The 17558-nt window shown below is 55.0% G+C and carries 20 protein-coding genes; 18 read left to right on the top strand and 2 right to left on the bottom strand.

Features of this window, described 5'->3' with window-relative positions; all coding sequences use genetic code 11:
- The first annotated feature begins 90 nt into the window (after positions 1-90).
- From rbfA to gpmI, 9 genes are all read left to right on the top strand, one after another.
- Entirely contained in the window at positions 91-444 is a 354-nt protein-coding gene (gene rbfA / locus KQI75_RS04700) for a 30S ribosome-binding factor RbfA (protein WP_216469579.1), read from the top strand.
- Positions 441-1406: a DHH family phosphoesterase gene (locus tag KQI75_RS04695; RefSeq protein ID WP_216469578.1), complete on the top strand. Its 966-nt coding sequence runs from the start codon at positions 441-443 to the stop codon at positions 1404-1406. The genes rbfA and KQI75_RS04695 overlap by 4 nt, the downstream gene beginning before the upstream one ends.
- Complete coding sequence (truB, locus tag KQI75_RS04690; protein ID WP_216469577.1) at positions 1390-2316, top strand: tRNA pseudouridine(55) synthase TruB; 927 nt, start codon at positions 1390-1392, stop codon at positions 2314-2316. The genes KQI75_RS04695 and truB overlap by 17 nt, the downstream gene beginning before the upstream one ends.
- A 33-nt stretch (positions 2317-2349) precedes the next feature.
- Positions 2350-3261 (top strand): bifunctional riboflavin kinase/FAD synthetase, encoded by a 912-nt coding sequence (locus tag KQI75_RS04685; protein ID WP_216469576.1) that lies wholly within the window; start codon positions 2350-2352, stop codon positions 3259-3261.
- A gap of 188 nt (positions 3262-3449) precedes the next feature.
- Complete coding sequence (trmL, locus tag KQI75_RS04680; protein WP_216469575.1) at positions 3450-3947, top strand: tRNA (uridine(34)/cytosine(34)/5-carboxymethylaminomethyluridine(34)-2'-O)-methyltransferase TrmL; 498 nt, start codon at positions 3450-3452, stop codon at positions 3945-3947.
- Positions 3937-4824 (top strand): DegV family protein, encoded by an 888-nt coding sequence (locus tag KQI75_RS04675; protein ID WP_216469574.1) that lies wholly within the window; start codon positions 3937-3939, stop codon positions 4822-4824. Before trmL ends, KQI75_RS04675 begins: the two co-directional genes overlap by 11 nt.
- Positions 4825-4986: 162 nt before the next feature.
- Positions 4987-6192 (top strand): phosphoglycerate kinase, encoded by a 1206-nt coding sequence (locus tag KQI75_RS04670; RefSeq protein ID WP_216469573.1) that lies wholly within the window; start codon positions 4987-4989, stop codon positions 6190-6192.
- Between the two features lie 84 nt (positions 6193-6276).
- The gene (gene tpiA / locus KQI75_RS04665) at positions 6277-7065 is read left to right on the top strand and encodes a triose-phosphate isomerase (protein ID WP_216469572.1); all 789 of its coding nucleotides are present in this window, start codon (positions 6277-6279) and stop codon (positions 7063-7065) included.
- Between the two features lie 176 nt (positions 7066-7241).
- Positions 7242-8765 (top strand): 2,3-bisphosphoglycerate-independent phosphoglycerate mutase, encoded by a 1524-nt coding sequence (gpmI, locus tag KQI75_RS04660; RefSeq protein ID WP_216469571.1) that lies wholly within the window; start codon positions 7242-7244, stop codon positions 8763-8765.
- Positions 8766-8838: 73 nt separating this feature from the next.
- Here gpmI and KQI75_RS04655 read toward each other — a convergent pair whose 3' ends face one another.
- A complete protein-coding gene (locus KQI75_RS04655) occupies positions 8839-9762 on the bottom strand; it encodes an FUSC family protein (protein WP_216469570.1) in 924 nt (307 codons plus the stop codon).
- Between the two features lie 306 nt (positions 9763-10068).
- On the opposite strand from KQI75_RS04655, the gene KQI75_RS04650 reads away from it, so the two are divergent.
- The 4 genes from KQI75_RS04650 (at position 10069) to KQI75_RS04635 (ending at position 12745) form a co-directional block, all read left to right on the top strand.
- Entirely contained in the window at positions 10069-10455 is a 387-nt protein-coding gene (locus tag KQI75_RS04650; protein WP_216469569.1) for a hypothetical protein, read from the top strand.
- A gap of 107 nt (positions 10456-10562) precedes the next feature.
- Complete coding sequence (locus KQI75_RS04645) at positions 10563-11429, top strand: radical SAM protein (protein WP_216469568.1); 867 nt, start codon at positions 10563-10565, stop codon at positions 11427-11429.
- A 182-nt stretch (positions 11430-11611) separates the two neighbouring features.
- Complete coding sequence (locus KQI75_RS04640) at positions 11612-12235, top strand: zinc dependent phospholipase C family protein (RefSeq protein WP_216469567.1); 624 nt, start codon at positions 11612-11614, stop codon at positions 12233-12235.
- Positions 12236-12349: 114 nt separating this feature from the next.
- The gene (locus KQI75_RS04635) at positions 12350-12745 is read left to right on the top strand and encodes a NifB/NifX family molybdenum-iron cluster-binding protein (RefSeq protein ID WP_216469566.1); all 396 of its coding nucleotides are present in this window, start codon (positions 12350-12352) and stop codon (positions 12743-12745) included.
- A 40-nt stretch (positions 12746-12785) separates the two neighbouring features.
- Here the strand turns inward: KQI75_RS04635 and KQI75_RS04630 are convergent, their stop codons facing one another.
- A complete protein-coding gene (locus KQI75_RS04630; protein WP_216469565.1) occupies positions 12786-14084 on the bottom strand; it encodes a glycoside hydrolase family 10 protein in 1299 nt (432 codons plus the stop codon).
- Between the two features lie 158 nt (positions 14085-14242).
- Here KQI75_RS04630 and KQI75_RS04625 point away from each other — a divergent pair, with 158 nt between their 5' ends.
- The 5 genes from KQI75_RS04625 to KQI75_RS04605 all read left to right on the top strand — a co-directional run bounded on the left by KQI75_RS04625 (position 14243) and on the right by KQI75_RS04605 (position 17470).
- On the top strand, positions 14243-14968 hold the full coding sequence (locus KQI75_RS04625; RefSeq protein ID WP_216469564.1) for an acyl-[acyl-carrier-protein] thioesterase: 726 nt from the start codon (positions 14243-14245) through the stop codon (positions 14966-14968).
- A 20-nt stretch (positions 14969-14988) separates the two neighbouring features.
- Positions 14989-15297 carry a hypothetical protein gene (locus tag KQI75_RS04620; RefSeq protein WP_216469563.1) on the top strand — a complete coding sequence of 103 codons (309 nt, stop codon included), beginning with the start codon at positions 14989-14991 and terminating at the stop codon, positions 15295-15297.
- Positions 15275-15769 carry a HEPN domain-containing protein gene (locus KQI75_RS04615; RefSeq protein ID WP_216469562.1) on the top strand — a complete coding sequence of 165 codons (495 nt, stop codon included), beginning with the start codon at positions 15275-15277 and terminating at the stop codon, positions 15767-15769. The genes KQI75_RS04620 and KQI75_RS04615 overlap by 23 nt, the downstream gene beginning before the upstream one ends.
- Before the next feature lie 132 nt (positions 15770-15901).
- Complete coding sequence (locus tag KQI75_RS04610; protein WP_216469561.1) at positions 15902-16840, top strand: 1-phosphofructokinase family hexose kinase; 939 nt, start codon at positions 15902-15904, stop codon at positions 16838-16840.
- Between the two features lie 99 nt (positions 16841-16939).
- Entirely contained in the window at positions 16940-17470 is a 531-nt protein-coding gene (locus KQI75_RS04605) for a hypothetical protein (RefSeq protein ID WP_216469560.1), read from the top strand.
- Positions 17471-17558 lie beyond the last annotated feature (88 nt).

Here is a 17558-nt window from a genome sequence, read left to right as displayed (position 1 = left end):
AAAAGAAATTCCCGCGGGTGGGGTGCGTCCGAACGCCACCCACCCGCGGTTTGTTTTTGAATGAGGATTTGATACAAAGGAGGAACGTTTATGTCTCAGAGAAGCGAACGCATCAGCGATGAGTTTCAGAAGGCGCTGTCCGAAGCCATTCGAACCCTGAAAGACCCGCGCGTGCACGAAGCGATGGTTTCTGTGACGCGCTGCGAAGTGACCGGTGATTTGCGCTATGCCAAGGCATATATCAGCGTGTTCGGCGATGAGCAGCAGAAAAAAGACGTCATGCGCGGTCTGAAGTCTGCGGGCGGCTATCTGCGCAGAGAGTGCGCGTCTAAGATTCGCATGCGCTATGCGCCGGAAATTGTGTTCACACTGGATGACTCCATCACGCACGGCGCACACATCAACGATGTGCTGCATGAGCTGGAGCGGGAGGGCAAGCTGTGATTGGCTCGGTATCCCGCACCGCACAGCTGCTCAAGCAGGCAGATCACGTTTTGATTTTGACGCATCGCCGTCCGGACGGTGACACGACGGGCAGCGCCGGTGCGCTGTGTCAGGCACTGCGCAAGCTGGGCAAGACCGCGTATCTTGCGGAAAATCAGGGCGTGACGCGCCGGTACGCGCATCTGGTGGAGCCGTACTATGCGCCGGAGGGCTTTCAGGCGCAGATCATTGTTGCTGTCGATGTGGCGGCACAAGACATGCTGCCGCCGGAAATGCAGCAGTATGCGGACTGTGTGGACGTTGTCATTGACCATCATAAGTTTAACCCGTGTTTTGGTAAGAAAGACAATTTAATCGGCGGAGAATTCGGCGCCTGCGCAGAGATTATCTGGGATTTGCTTGCGGAATTGGGCGTTGCGCTGGATGAGGGCATCGCGCAGAGCCTGTACATCGGCACGGCGACGGACACCGGCTGTTTTAAGTTTACCAATACCACCGTGCACACCCATCAGGTTGCCATTGCCTGCCTGCAGGCGGGCGTGGACTGCGGAGACATCAACACGGTGCTGTTTGACACCAAGTCCCGTTCCCGCTTTGAGATGGAAAAAATTCTGTATGATACCATGCAGTTTCATCACAACGGAAAAATTGCGGCGGTTCTGGTTCGGCTGCAGGACCGTGAGCGCACGGGCGCGGATTGGGATGACTTGGACTCGATTGCCGGTCTGCCGCGCCAGATTGAAGGCGTAGAAGTCGGTCTGACGTTTTCTGAGCTGGAAAACGGTTCGACCAAGGTTTCCATCCGCACGACCAAGCAAGTAGATGCAGCGGCAATCTGCCGAGAGTTTGGCGGCGGCGGACATGTCCGCGCTGCCGGTGCAACGCTGCCGTATCCTGCACAGGAGGCAATGCGGCGGGTACTGGATGTGACAGAAAAGGTGTATCGTGACAAAGAAGCATGAATCGCGCTATAACGGCGTTTTAATCGTTGACAAACCGCAGGATTTTACCTCGTTTGACGTTGTGGCAAAGCTGCGCGGCATCCTGCATGAGCGGCGCATCGGCCACGGCGGCACGCTCGACCCGATGGCGACCGGCGTGCTGCCGGTGTTTGTCGGCGGCGCGACCAAGGCGGCGGATATGGCTGCCGCACAGTCCAAAGAATACATCGCAGCGTTTGCGCTGGGCTGGGCGTCTGACACCCAAGACAGCACGGGAACCGAGACGGCGCGTTCGGATGTTCGCGTGACGGAGCAGCAGCTGCGCGAGGCGGTGGACAATATGCACGGCGAGCAGGAGCAGATTCCGCCGATGTATTCCGCCGTGAAGGTGAACGGACAGCGGCTGTATGACCTCGCGCGCAAGGGCGTGGAGGTCGAGCGCAAGGCACGCCCGATTGCCGTGCACGAAGCGTCCCTGCTGGCGTTTGACGAGCAGACACAGCAGGGACGCATTCGTTTTCTGTGCTCCAAGGGCACGTATGTGCGCACGCTCGTGCATGACCTTGGCGTGACGCTGGGCACGTATGCCGTCATGACCGGCTTGCAGCGCACCAAGAGCGGCTGCTATACGCTGGAGCAAAGCTACAGCTTGGAGCAGATTGAGCAGGCGGCACAGCAGGATGCGATAGAGTCACTGCTGCTGCAGACCGACAGCTTGTTTCAGATGTATCCGGCCGTCAGCATAGACGAATACGGCTATCAGCGGGCGATGCACGGCGCGTTTATCACGCCGGAGCATGTGACAGACATGCCGCAGCAGCAGGGCGCTGTGTGCCGTGTGTATTATCAGGGCGAATTCTGGATGCTCGGCCGCGTGGATGCGCTGGATCGGGGCGGACTCGCGCTGTTTTATGAGAAAAGATTCCGGTAAGCATACAGACCGGAGAGAAGAGGACCAACCATCATGATAGAGAAAGACGCAAAACGCGCCATTGCGCTGGGATATTTTGACGGCGTGCACCGCGGTCATCAGGCGCTCATGGAGCTGGCAGTCAAGCGTGCCAAGGAGAACGGGGCGATTTCGTCCGTGTTCACGTTTGACGCCCATCCGGATACCGTCATCACCGGTCAGCGCGTGCCGCTGATTGTTTCGGAGAGCCGCCGCGGCGAAGAAATCCGCGAGCGCGGCGGGGTAGACGAAGTGATTTTTGCGCATTTCAATGACGAGATGCGCAACATGGAATGGCAGAAGTTCGTGGATGATGTTCTGGTGGGACAGTTTCACGCCTGCTGGATTATCACAGGGGAGAACAATCACTTTGGATACCGCGGACAGGGCAATCCGGAGCGGCTCAAGGCGGAGTGCGAGCGCTTGGGCATCGGCTGTGACATTGTCAAAAATGTTTCCATTGACGGCGTTGTCGTCAGCTCGACGTATATCCGGCAGCAGATTGCGATGAGCAATATGGAGCAGGCAGCCAAGTTTTTGGGACATCCGTATGCCCTGACCGGCGTGGTGCAGCACGGCAGACAGGTCGGCAGAACCATCGGGTACCGCACCGTCAATTTGGAGCTGCCGCCGGAGATGCAGGCGCCGCCGTTCGGCGTGTACGTGTCCCGCGTTGTGGCGAACAAAGAGGCGCACATTGCCGTGACCAACATCGGCGTGCATCCGACGTTCGGCTTGGGTGATAAGGCGTGCGTAGAGCCGCATATTTTGGACTTCGACGGAGATTTGTATGGCAAATTGATCGAAGTCGAGCTGCTGCACTTTCTGCGTCCGGAACAGCAGTTCTCGGACACGGAGCAGCTCAAACGCGCCATTGCGCAGGACATTGCGCAGACAAGAGCGTATTTTGCTCAGGAACACAAGTAAAGCACAGAGATTCTGCGTCAGCTATGACGCGGAATCTCTTTTTTTATACAGCCGGCGCGCGAATGTTGATAATTTGCTTGAAATTTTGCGGTTTGCGCAAAACTTTCTTGAAATGCCGGACAAAATATCATATGATAAATGTACACGGCAGTTTTTGCGCTGCCGATAGAGGAAAAAGGAGATAATCTATGCTTGGCATCGTTTTGGTGGAACCGGAAATTCCACAGAATACAGGAAACATTGCGCGTACTTGCGCGGTGACCGGCTGCACGCTGCATCTGGTCGGACCGCTGGGCTTTTCGATTGATGACAAAAAGCTCAAGCGGGCGGGACTGGATTATTGGCATCTGCTCGATGTGCGCTATTATGATTCGCTGGATGAATTTTGGGAAAAGAACCCGAACGGCACATATTTTTACGCGACCAGCAAGGGACAGCAGCGCCACACGGATGTGACCTATCCGCCGGATGCCTATCTGCTGTTTGGAAAGGAGACCGCAGGCCTGCCGGAGCACCTGCTCGCACAGCATCCGGAGCGCTGCATCCGCATTCCGATGCGGGAGGGCGCGCGCTGCCTCAACCTGTCCAACAGTGTTGCCGTTGTCACCTATGAGGCGCTGCGGCAAAACGACTTCGCGGACCTGTGCAGTGCAGGACCGTTTCCGGAGGTAAGAGATGACGGATAAGAAAACAGAAAAGATTTGCATTTTTACCGATTCTGCATCGGATATCACCCATGAGGAGGCGGAGCGCTGGGACGTCAAGGTGGCGCCGCTGCACGTGACCGTGGATGATCAGACGTATTTGGAATATTACGAAATCAGCCCGCAGGAGTATTGGAAGATGCTGGAGGAGAGCGAGACCTTCCCGCAGACCGCACAGGTCGGCATGGAGTGGTTCTTGAATCTCTACAAGCAGGCGCACGAGGACGGCTGCACGCACTGCATCGGCGTGCTCATCAATGGCTCTGGATCCGGCACCTATCAGGCGGCGTGCATCACGCGCGACATGTTTTACGACGAGTACGGCGAGGCTATGACGATTGAGCTGATTGATTCGCGCTGCTATTCGTATACATACGGCAAGGTCGCCGTGACCGGCGCAAAGATGCGCGAGGAGGGCAAGTCCTTCGCGGAGATCTCTGCGGAGATGAACAGCCTCGTCAAGGGCATGAAGGCGTATGTCGGCATTTATAATTTGCGCATTCTGCGCAAGAGCGGCCGCATCTCCGGCGGCGCGGCCTTTGTCGGCGATGCGCTGGGTCTGCGCCCGATTGCGGTGGTGTTTGACGGCTCCGTCGATGTCATGTGCAAGGTGCGCGGAGACAAGGCGGTTGCCAATAAGCTCGCGGATTTGGCGGCGAAGGACGCCGTGGACAAGGAGCACCAGACCGTGCGCATCATGTACGGCGACGTGCCGGAGGCGCAGATTCAGACGCTGGAGGACAAGCTACGGGAAAAGGGCTTCCGCGACGTCGAACGCAGTCCGCTGGGCATTATGGTCACCTCGAACACCGGTCCGAACGCGCTGGGTGTCATTTTTAGGGGCGCACCGCGGGCGTAAAAGAAAGATTTTGCTGAAAAATTCGTAAAATCACGTACTTTTTGACAAAATCATCTTGAAAAGCACGCGGGAAAACGGTATAATTTTTCAATGGAAACGCAATATTACTTGTGATTTCCCTCTCTATCGAACGTTGTTCCAGTTAAAATAAGGAGTGTTATCATGGACTACAATAAGAAGAATGTCACTGACATCGACGTAACAGGCAAGAAGGTTCTGCTGCGCTGCGATTTTAACGTCCCGATGGCAAAGGACGGAAGCGGTGTAATTACGGACGACAAGCGCATTCGTGCGGCTCTGCCGACCATCCAGTATCTGCTGGAGCATGATGCTGCTGTTATCGCATGCTCCCATATGGGCAAGCCGAAGGGCGAGTGGAAGCCGGAGCTGTCTATGGCACCGGTTGCAAAGCGCCTGAGCGAGCTGCTGGGTAAAGATGTTATTTTGGCAAAGGACATTGTAGGCGAGGATGCAAAGGCAAAGGCTGCTGCTCTGAAGCCGGGTCAGATTCTGCTGCTGGAGAATCTGCGCTATGACAATGGTGAGACCAAGAACGATCCGGCATTTGCAAAGGCACTGGCAGATCTGGCCGGTGCAGACGGCATCTACGTATCCGATGCATTCGGTACGGTACACCGCGCACATGCTTCCACCGCAGGCGTTGCCGCTTATCTGCCGGCAGTTTCCGGTTTCCTGATTCAGAAGGAGCTGGAGGTTATCGGCGGCGCACTGGCAGCTCCGAAGCGTCCGCTGGTTGCTATTCTGGGCGGCTCCAAGGTATCTTCCAAGATCGGCGTCATCAACAACTTGCTGGAAATCGCTGACACCATCATCATCGGCGGCGGCATGGCTTACACCTTCTCCGCAGCACAGGGCGGCAAGATTGGCGACTCCCTGCTTGAGGAGGACTGGAAGGGCTACGCGCTGGAGATGATCGACAAGGCAAAGGCAAAGGGCGTCAAGCTGCTGCTGCCGGTTGACACGGTTATCGCTGACAAGTTCGCAGCAGATGCAAACGCTGACGTTGTAGAAGCTGGCCAGATTCCGGACGGCTGGCAGGGTCTGGACATCGGCCCGAAGACCGTTGAGCTGTACTGCGACGCCGTAAAGGACGCAGGCACTGTTATCTGGAACGGCCCGATGGGCGTGTTCGAGTTCGAGAAGTTTGCAGTAGGCACCAAGGCTGTCGCTGAAGCACTGAGCAAGACCGATGCTATCACCATCATCGGCGGCGGCGACTCCGCAGCAGCTGTACAGCAGCTGGGCTACGCAGACAAGATGACCCATATCTCCACCGGCGGCGGCGCTTCTCTGGAGTTCATGGAAGGTAAGGTTCTGCCGGGCATTGCCTGCCTGCAGGACAAGTAATTTTTTCGTTCAGACCGTTCCCCTGCACGGCGGGGGAACGCTGAAATATATTTAATTAGGATTTTCAGGAAGGGGAAAACCAATATGAATCGCAGATATCGCAAGACTATTATCGCTGGTAACTGGAAGATGAACATGACCCCGAGCCAGGCAAAGGCTCTGATTGAAGAGCTGAAGCCGATGGTAAGCAAGGTCAAGTGGTGTGAGATGGTACTGTGCGTACCGTACGTAGACATCCCGACTGCTGTAAAGGCTGCTAAGGGCTCCAAGATTGCTATCGGTGCAGAGAACATGCACTTTGAGCCGAAGGGCGCTTACACCGGCGAGGTTTCCGCTGATATGCTCAAGGAGTGCGGCGTAAAGTACGTAATCATCGGCCATTCCGAGCGCCGTCAGTACTTCAATGAGACCGACGAGAACGTAAACAAGAAGGTAAAGGTTGCTCTGGAAGCAGGCTTCCGCCCGATCGTTTGCGTTGGCGAGTCTCTGACCGAGCGCGAGCAGGACGTATGGTACGAAGTAATCCGCAAGCAGGTTAAGATCGCTGTTCAGGGCGTATCCGTTGACGACATCAAGAAGGTTGTCATCGCTTACGAGCCGATCTGGGCTATCGGCACCGGCAAGACCGCTACCGCTGACCAGGCAAACGAGGTTTGCTCCGCAATCCGTGACTGCCTGCGCGAGCTGTACGGCGCACGCGCTGCACGTGCAATTACCATCCAGTACGGTGGTTCCATGAACGCAAAGAACGCAGCTGAGCTGCTGAGCAAGCCGGACGTAGACGGCGGCCTCATCGGCGGCGCTTCTCTGAAGGCTCCGGACTTCTTTGCAATCATCGAAGCTGCACAGGATCCGGTTCCGGCAGCAGAATAAGAAAAAAGAACGATGCGAATCGGCGGGCTGCTTCTCGAATTGGTGGTCCGCCGTTCTGCTGTTTTTTGACCAATTGTCACATGCTGCTGTATTTTTGGTGTCCTGTTGGGTAACAGTACGGACGCCGTCCCTTTCCGCGGCAGCGTGAAAACAAAGATTTTGAAATGAGGTTCCACATGAAAAAACCGTTAATTCTGATTATCATGGACGGCTTTGGCCTGCGCGACAGCGACATGGGCAATGCCATCCATGCCGCAAAGCATCCGAATCTGACCCGTCTGTTTAATGAATATCCGACCACTCAGCTGGGGGCATCCGGCATGGATGTCGGCCTGCCGGACGGTCAGATGGGCAACAGTGAGGTTGGCCACACCAACATCGGCGCCGGCCGCGTGGTATATCAGGAGCTGACCCGCATCACCAAGAGCATTCAGGACGGCCCGTTCTTCGACAACGAAGCATTCCTCGGCGCAGTGGAGAACTGCAAGAAGAATGACAGCGCGCTGCACCTGTTCGGCCTGCTCAGCGACGGCGGCGTGCACTCTCACATCGAGCACATCTTTGGCCTGCTGGATCTGGCAAAGAAGAACGGTCTGACCAAGGTGTTTGTACACTGCTTCATGGACGGCCGTGACGTTCCGCCGACCTCCGGCATCGACTTTGTCAAGCAGCTGCAGGCAAAGCTGGACGAAATCGGCATCGGCAAGATTGCGACCATCAACGGCAGATATTATGCCATGGATCGTGACAACCGCTTCGAGCGTCTGGTCAAGGCGTATTCCGCGATGGTATACGGCGAGGGCGCGTATTTTGACGATCCGGTTGCCGCTGTACAGGCGTCTTATGATGCAGAGGTTACCGACGAGTTCATCGTTCCGGTAGTCACCGCAAAGGACGGTCAGATCAAGGCAAACGATTCCATCATCTTTGCAAACTTCCGTCCGGATCGCGCGCGCGAAATCACCCGTACCTTCGTCGATCCGGAATTCACCGGCTTCGAGCGCAAGAACGGCTTTTTCCCGGTATACTTTGTGTGCATGACCCAGTACGATGCAACCATGCCGAATGTACACGTGGCATTCAAGCCGCAGCAGCTCGTCAACACCTTTGGCGAGTATATCGCTGACAACGGCCTGACTCAGCTGCGCATCGCAGAAACCGAGAAGTACGCACACGTTACCTTCTTCTTCAACGGCGGCGTAGAAGCTCCGTACAACAACGAGTCGCGTGACCTGATCGCGTCCCCGAAGGTTGCCACCTATGACATGCAGCCGGAGATGAGCGCATACAAGGTTTGCGACAAGGTTGTTGAGGAAATCAAGAGCGGCAAGTTTGACGTCATCATTCTCAACTACGCAAACTGCGACATGGTAGGTCACACCGGCGTGTTTGACGCAGCGGTTGAGGCTGTTCAGGCAGTGGATACCTGCGTTGGCAAGACCGTAGACGCTATTCTGGAAATGGGCGGCGTGGCTATGATTACCGCTGACCACGGCAATGCAGATCAGATGCTGGAGGACGACGGCGTATCTCCGTTCACCGCACATTCCTGCAATCCGGTTCCGTTCTGCGTTGTCGGCTATCCGGCATGCAAGAAGCTGAATCCGGGCCGTCTGGCAGACATCGCACCGACCATGCTGCAGGTTCTCGGTCTCGAGAAGCCGGCTGAGATGGACGGCGAGTCCCTGATGGAGCTGTAAGTAAAAAATAAAGAAATCGCGGCAGACTGCAAGTTTCTCCTGTGGAAACAGCGGTCTGCCGCTTTTTGTATCGTTACATGTGAATGAGTTCGTTGAGATACTCGTTGGAGTCGAGAAAAATGTCCAGATAATAGTTGAATACCGTGGTATCCTCCGCGCGGCAGATGCCGGTGAGGATGTTTTCCGTCTGCTCCTCGGGGTCAGATGTCAGCCCGATTTGCTTCATGCGGGCGAGATTTTCCTGAGACGGGCTTGGCGTGGTATCAATGCTGCAAATACTGATGAGGGCATCGCGCATTTTCCACAGCAGCTGCTGGCAGCCGCGCAGATAGGCAACCTGCGACTTCTTGAGCGAAATATTCATGCGCTCATCGAGCAGAATGTTGATGGAGCTGTCCAGCTGGTTGATGTGCTTGCGCAAATCGCGCAGGTCGGGGATTCTGCCGAGCAGCACGCGCTCCTTGAGCAGCGGCAGCATGGCTTGCTGGGCACTGAGAATGCCTTTTCTCGTGCGTTCAGCGCCGTTGTACGGGCGAATGAGCATGTTGACGGCAAGAGCAATGACTGTGCCGATAACCGTTTCACGGAAGCGCAGAAGGCCGTAAATGATGGTGCCGGATGCGGGAATGTCTTTGAGACAGCAGCAGAACACGACGCACGCCAAATTGGTGATGGTCGGCTTCATGTGCAGAAAATTGCACACGGAAATCATAATGATGACGCCGATGAAGCAGGTGATTTCAAAATAGCCGGTAAAATTCATGACGAAAATCATCGCGAGCAGCGCACCGACCAGATTGCCGATAATCATATCGCGGGCGGAGCGCAGAGATGTCGTGATGGAGGACTCCATACAGCCCAGCGCGCCGATGGCAAGAAACGGGGGATACGGGCTGTTGATGACGTAGCCTATCGAGACGGCGAGGGCGCAGGCCAAAGCCGTTTTGAATGTACGCATGCCGATGAGAAACGGCATGTGCTTTTGCATGTGCTTCATAACAGCCTCCTTAAAACGCAAATGATAGAAAAATCATATTATTTGTTATTATAGCACGGGTGAAAATAAAATGCCAAGGACTTCACCCAAAATGTGTAGATTCCCCCGGCAGTTGGTGTATTTGCTGTAAAACACAGGGAGATGCACGGAAAAATTGGGGATATTTTCGCACAGAGATTGACAGATGGGATTTCTGTGTGGTACTATATAGCTGATTCAAAATGCGTTTTTGCTCTGCATGGTGCGCGTGCGGTTTCGCGGCTTGCCATACAGACACCCGCGCAGCAACGAGAGGAAGATTTGATTATGTGCGCAAAGAAAAAGAACAGCAGCCTCAAGAAGAAAATTGGTATCGGCGTGGCAGTTGCCGGCGCTGCTGCTGGTGCTGTTGCCGCAGGTGTAGCAGCATATAGACACAGCAAGAGCGAACAGGTTTACCACGAAGCAGAGCTCAAGGCCATGAGCGAGCTGGACGATCTCAATGCGGAAAACGCAGCATGTGAGGGCTGCGAAGAAGCAGAGGAGACCGGCGCAGTATCCGAGGAGCAGATGAGCATGGAAGATGCCGAGCCGGAAGTTCCGGTAGAAGAAGCACCGGAAGCCGATGAGCAGCCGGAGCAAGCGCCGGAAGAAGAAGCAGAAAAGCCGGAGCAGGCGGAACAGCCGCAGGAAGCAGCAGAAGAAGAGGAATAAGTTCCCAAACAGGCGGGCGGTACACGGGTACCGCCCGTTTTTGCGTCTGGAAAAGCGCAGGGAAATATGCTATACTATACCAATACCCCGGAAAGGAGTCTTACACGATGAGATATGAAGGCAGAGTTTTTCGTCCGCCGTCTGAGGCCTACAGCCTGATCGTACAGGTTACGGTGGGCTGCAGCCATAATAAATGCACGTTCTGTGATATGTACAAGGAAAAGCGCTTCCATCTGCGCAAGCTGGAGGATGTTTTGGAGGATTTCAACATCGCCCGCAGACAGTACCGCTATATTGAGCGCGTCTTTCTCGCAGACGGCGATGCGCTGATTCGCAAAACGGAGGATCTCGCTGTGATTCTCAAGCACATTCGGAAAATCATTCCGGAGTGCCGGCGCGTGACCAGCTACGGCTCTCCAAAGAGCATTTTGACCAAGTCGCCGGAGGACTTGGCGCTGCTGCATTCGCTGGGTCTGGAAATGATTTATCTGGGTCTGGAATCCGGCAACGAACAGGTGCTCAAGCACATCAATAAGGGCGTGACGGTGGAGGACATTGTCCGCGCCGGTCAAATGGTCAAGGACGCCGGTATGAAGCTGTCTGTGACGGCAATCAGCGGCTTGGGCGGCACAGAGATGTGGAAAGAGCATGCGATTGACACGGCAAAGGCGTTTTCTCGCATGAAGCCGGACTATATCGGTCTGCTCACGCTGATGTTTGAGGGCGATGTTCCGCTGCGCCGCGAGTGCGAGGAGGGCAAATTCCATCTGCTCACTGCGCCGCAGGTGGCCAAGGAAACGCTGCTGCTGCTGGAGCACATAGACAGTGAGGGCAGCGTGTTCCGCTCCAATCACGCGTCCAATTACCTGACGCTCAAGGGCACGCTCAACCGAGACCGCGAGGCCATGTGCGAGCAGATTCGCACAGCGCTGGAGCGCGGCGGCTACAAAAAAGAATATTTCCGCGCCCTGTGATGAAATAAGAAGAAATCCGAAGCTCCCTGATTCCTGCTGTGGCAACAGACGGAAATCAGGGATTCTTTGTGTCGTGTTTGTGTCTATAACAATTTGTTAACAAAAACTTCTTCAAAATACCTCTTTTTCTTTGGAGGGGAACGTGCTACAATGTACACAACACAAAGAAGGAGTTGATGCCGATGGATTCTGTGTCCCATACCACGGTCGCACATTACCTGCTGGACTATGTGGAAACTACAAATGGTGTTTCGTTTAACCGCAAGGCGTTTATGTTCGGAAATCTGAAGCCGGATCTCAAGGGCGAATACTTGACCAAGCGGCATTATCCGTCGCTGATGTTTGAAGAAGTGATGCAGCGCATCCGCGATTTTATCGCGCACGTGCGACTGAACGCAAGCAACGGCCCGAAGATCAGCGAGGATCTGGGCGTTATCTGTCATTATATTACGGATTTCTTCAGCTTCCCGCACAATGATGATATTTATGGGCATTGCCTGCTCGTGCATTATATCTATGAAAAACAGACCAGCTTGACCATCCGCCGCCGAATCAATGAAGCAAAGTTCAATGGCTGGGCACATAACGCACCGGCGAAGCTTCCGGCAACACCGGATGCCCTGATTGCGTACATTTCCGAGCAGCATCGGAGCTATGTCGCACAGGAAACGCATACCATCAATGATGATATTTCCCATATCTGCTGTGTTTTGACGGCTGTTGTGCTTTCCATCATCGGAATGACCTGCACAGCTATCGAGAGACTGCCGCATATCGGCGAGCAGGAAATGGTGCAGACCGCGTAAAAACAACCGTACCGGAGAGACCATCGCGAGATGGTCTCTTTTTTTGCCTGCGTTGCAAAATGCGCCTGTTTGCGATACAATAAGACCAACGATTTATGATAAGGAGAACGTGCGATGAAGATTGCGGCGGCATATGACAACGGCACGGTCTGTCAGGATTTTGCACAGACCAAGCAGTTTAAGCTGTATACGATAGAGGATGACCACATCAGCCAGATGGAAATCGTGGATGTGGCGGGAGATCCTGCGCAGTGTCTCAAGCAGCACGGCGCGGGGCTGCTCGTGTGCGGCAAGCTGGACATGATGCAGCAGATGGCACTGATACAGGCGGGCATTGCGCCGTTTCCGGGCGCATACGGCGAGGCGGATATGCAGGTCGGTGCGCTGTTCGTGCGCATGCTGGAAAGCGAAAAGCAGGAAAAACAACAGCAGGATGCCTGTCCGACACCGGAGGAAGGCGGCTGCGCCTCATGCGCGCATCGGGATGCGTGCCAAGAATACGGCAAGTAAACGAAAACCGCTCTGTCCATCGAGACAGAGCGGTTTTGCTTTATTTCCATCGCTCCTGTACCGTTTGGAACAGCGTGTCATTGCCGCGCAGATTTTGATAGCTGAACAGGGCGCAGCCGTCGATGTCTTGGATACCGGCGGCGAGATCCAGCTGGCGGCCGATTTCGCCGCAGCCGTCATTTGCCCAGACGTCACCGTACTGGCTGTCGCCGATTTTATAGGCGGCGAGACCGAGCACCAGTTGGACATCCGTGCCGCGGACCTGATGGCTCCACCAGTTGGCGAGCGTCTGGAAATCCGCCGCCGTATCGCCGATCTGCCAGTAAATTTGCGGGCAGATGTAATCAATCCAGCCGTTTTTAATCCACGTCACAGAATCCGCATACGACGAGGAATAGTGCTCAAAGCCGTGTGTGGCACTGCCGGTGAACGCATTGGCGCCCCGATTGCGCCAAATGCCCGACGGGCTGATGCCAAAGCGGCAGCCCGCCTGCATGGCGTTTTGGTGCACCGCGGTGTTTACCGCCTGCACAAGCTGATTGACATTGTCGCGCCGCCAGTCCGCGAGCGGCAAACTGCTGCCGGACGCCTGATAGGTCGCGGCATCGTCAAACTGTGTGGACGGATAAAAATAATCATCGAATTGGATGCCGTCCACGGCGTATTTGCTGACAATTTCCGACACGCCGTTACAGATGAGTTGGCGAACCTCTGCGATGCCGGGGTTGAAATAATAGCCGCCGTCACATGAGACCACCCAGTCCGGATGCTGCTTGGCGGGAGAGGAATCCGGCAGGGCATCAAAATCGCTCTGCGCGTTGGCACCGGCACAGATGCGGTACGGATTGACCCACGCCTCCAGCCGCAGATTGCGGGCATGTGCCTGTTCTACCCAATACGCGAGCGGGTCGAACGAATCGGACGGCGCCGTGCCGCACGTGCCGGTCAAATACCGGCTCCACGGAAAAAGCTGGGAGCGGTACAGCGCATCGCAGGACGGGCGCACCTGAAAATACACGGTGTTGGCGCCGCTCGCCGCGATGCGGTCGAGTGCGGTGCGGCATTCGGCGCGCAGCGTGTCTGCATCAGTGGTCGGCTGCGCGGGATAATCAATGGAATATGCCGTTGCCACCCAGACGCCGCGTGTCTGCGTCTGCATGGACGGGGCGGCAGATGACGGGGAATCCGAAGCGCGTGCGGCATCCTGCGGCGCCGTAGCGGCGAGCGCAGAGCTGCGCAGGGCAGAGAAAAAGGTCAGCGGGGTGACGCCTGCGGAGCAGCACACAATCGCGCAGGTGAGCGCGAGAAAGAGCACGGTCAGCATACACAGCTTTTTCATAAACAGTCCTCCGTTTCTATTGCATTCTATGTTCGGAATGTAAAATTTAGTGTAGCATATTCTACGCATTGGAGCAATGCATTGCTTTCTTTTTGCGCCGGTCTGCGGTATAATAGAGATGAGAAATCATAGGGCAAATCCATAGGAGGAAACAGTATATGCCGGAGTGTCAGCTATCCAGAGAATATGTCGTTGATATTGGACAGACCGATTGCCGCGGACTGGCGCGACCGTCCGCCATCGTTGATTTTATGCAGGATATCGCCACACGTCACGCGGAAATCATGGGAATCGGCGGCGAGGCGCTCAAGCGGCACCACGGATTTTGGGTGCTGTCACGGCTAAAATATCAGCTGGAGCGGCCGCTGCAGCCGTATGAGACCGTTCGGCTGACAACGCTGCCGCGCAAGCTGCGCGGTGCATCGTGGTATCGCGATTTTGTATTTGAGGATGCGGGCGGCGTGATTGGTCATGCCGTCACGGTTTGGGCGATTGTCGATTTGGAATCGCGGCATCTGCTGCTGCCAAAGAAAGTCGGCATCAGCTTTCCGTCACAGGACACCGGCTTTACGGAACAGCTGCGCGCGATTGTGCCGGAGGATATGCAGCCGTGCTTTGCGCGCACGGTGCGCTATAGTGATACCGATGTCAATCGGCATCTCAACAATGTCAAGGCAGTGGATATTCTGTCGGATGCGTTCGGCTTGGAGCCGGACGAAAACCGCTGGGTATCCGGACTGCAGGTCAATTATCTGGCGGAAAACCGCTGCGGAACCGAGTTGACCATTTCACAGGGACATACCAAAAACGGAACGTTTTGCGTGTGCGCCTGCGAGGGAGAGCAGGAGAAAGTGCAGGCTGAGGTGACGTTCTCCGAACGGTAAACGCAAAGGAGGAAGAGCGCATGAAACGCGAAGAGCTTCTCAAAAGGGTATTGGATTGCTGTCGGCCGCGCCGTGTCATCTTGTACGGCGAAAAATTTGTGGTTGACGGCCATGACGTAAAATCAGCAGATTTGTGTATTATTCTGGATCACTGCAATAAGACAGAGCTGCTGCGCAAGCTGTATTTGAAAATCAATATGCCGATTCCGGTACAGTTTTTGCTGTACCAAACCGATGAATGGCTGGAGCTGCTCAGAGACAGCGGCAGCTATGCATCCGCGATTGAGAAGAAGGGAACGGTGCTTTATGGCGAGACGTCGGAAGGGTAACACAGACAGCCAGTATTATTACAAGTGGCTGGAAAAAGCGCTCAGCGACCTGCAAAGTGCCCGCATCCTGCTGACCTGGGGCGGAGATGAAATGGCAGTGGCGTTTCACTGTCAGCAGGCGATTGAAAAGGCACTCAAGGGATACCTGCTGTTCAAGCTGGGCAGACATTTTGACGGGCACAACCTCACCTTCCTCTGCCGGCAGGCGGCGATGGTGGACGACCGGTTTGTCCGCTATCTCGGCGAGAGCGCCGCACTCAACAACTATTACATTGAAACGCGCTATCCGACCGACCTGCCGTTTGAAATCACGGAAGCACAGATTCACAATATTATCATTATGGCAGAAGACCTGTTCGGCGTAATTCGGCAGGAACTGTATGCGTCAGAGGAAGAACCTCACGCCATTCAGCCCCGAACGGAAACAGAGGAAAGTCAAATACAACAAAAAGAACATCGAATTTTGTGCTAAAAATTTGCGGCAGAAATGCAAAATCTTTTGGATTTTTCATTTACAATGGAAAATAAATTTTGTACAATAATGGTAGCACTCAAAACAAAGAGACAAGTTGGATTTTGAGTAGGAGCAGGAGGGTTTTATCCAATGATTATTACCATAACGCTGAATCCGGCGATTGACCGCACCCTGGTGCTGGAAGCACCGGTGGAGCTGAGCGCGGTGAACAGCGTTGTCAAGAGCTATGTAGAAGTTGGCGGCCGCGGCATCAACGTTTCCAGAGCGATCCGCGCCATCGGCGGCGAATGCGTAGCGCTTGGCTTTACGGCGGGAAATAACGGCAGATCTCTGAAAAACGCATTGACTGCGCTCGGAATCACGCACGATTTCACCGACGTGACGGGCGAGACCCGTACCAATACACAGATTGTCCATCCGGGCGGTGAGCACACCGACTTCAACGAACCGGGCACTGCAGTAGAGGAAGAAGATTATCTGCGCTTTATCGAAAAGCTCAAGACCTATCTCGATCCGAATAATCTGTTCGTTCTGTGCGGCCGTATCCCGCCAGGAATGAAGGAAAAGCAGTACCTGAAAATCATCCGCATCATCAAAAAGGCCGGCTGTTCGCTGCTCATCGACAGTGACGGCGATACCATGCGCAGCACGCTGCCATTCAAACCGGACTTCATCAAGCCGAACTCCACCGAGTTGGCAAAGCTGACCGGCAAGCCGCGCACGCATGATCCGGAGGAGGCGTATGAGTACGTCAAGCCGCTGCTGGCAGAGGGAGCGCAGACGATTTGCGCATCGCTGGGACACAACGGCGCGATTTTCGTCAACCACACGGACAAGCCGCTGTACATCATCGCCAATGCAGGCGCGGCGGCACAGAGTGCGGTCGGCTCGGGCGACGCGATGGTGGGCGCTATCGCACACGCGTACAGTCAGGGCATGTCGTATGAGGAGACGGCAAAGTTTGCTGTGGCAATGGGCACGGCGAGTGCAAAGCTTCCGGGCACGCAGATGGCGACCATGAAGGAAGCATATGAGGTATACGAAACACTGAAGGTCTATACCCTGTAACAACAAAACAAACACAGCGCTGCATCGGGTATGGATTGGAAATAGGCATGCTTGGTGCGGCGCTGTCTTGGTTGATACAACAGAAATGAGGTGGCAGATATGAAAAAGATTTTCGCCGGATTGATTTTTATTCTGTTCAATGTCCATGTGACGCTTGGCGGGTACATGATTGGACTGCTTCCGGACTTCGTTGGGTATCTGCTCGTTGCAGCCGGTCTCAAAGAAGTGTGGCAGGAGGAAGGGGTCTTTGAAAATCTCGTTCCGCTGGCGCTGGAGCTTGCCGTATTTACCGGCGTGATTTACCTGATTCGGCTGCTGCCGATGACGCGCCGCGAGGGGCTTTTGGCTGTGCTCGACGTTCTCGCAACGCTTTGCTTCCTCGTCATGGTATATAAAATTGTCGGCGGCGTGAAAGCGCTGGAGAAAAAGCACCTGTGCACGCTGAGCACAAGAAGGCTGATGCCGCTTGCGATTGGCTACGCCGTGTGCAATGCGGGCGCCCTGCTCATTGCCCTGACCGGCAGCGTGCTGGCGGCGGTGGTTGGCATCGTCGGACTGGCGGTGGCGTTTGTCTTTGTCGTTACGTTTTATGACACGACAAACAAGTATCGTTACTTACAGCATATTTGATTCCATCATAGGCATAAATAAAATCCCCGGCGGAAGTTCCGCCGGGGATTCTCGTTTCTATACAAATCTATAACAAAAGTTTCGGATG

The sequence above is a fragment of the Butyricicoccus intestinisimiae genome (assembly GCF_018918345.1).
Lineage (GTDB): Bacteria > Bacillota > Clostridia > Oscillospirales > Butyricicoccaceae > Butyricicoccus_A > Butyricicoccus_A intestinisimiae.
Note: the sequence above shows the minus strand (reverse complement) of the source record. Positions and strands in the feature narration are given on the sequence as shown.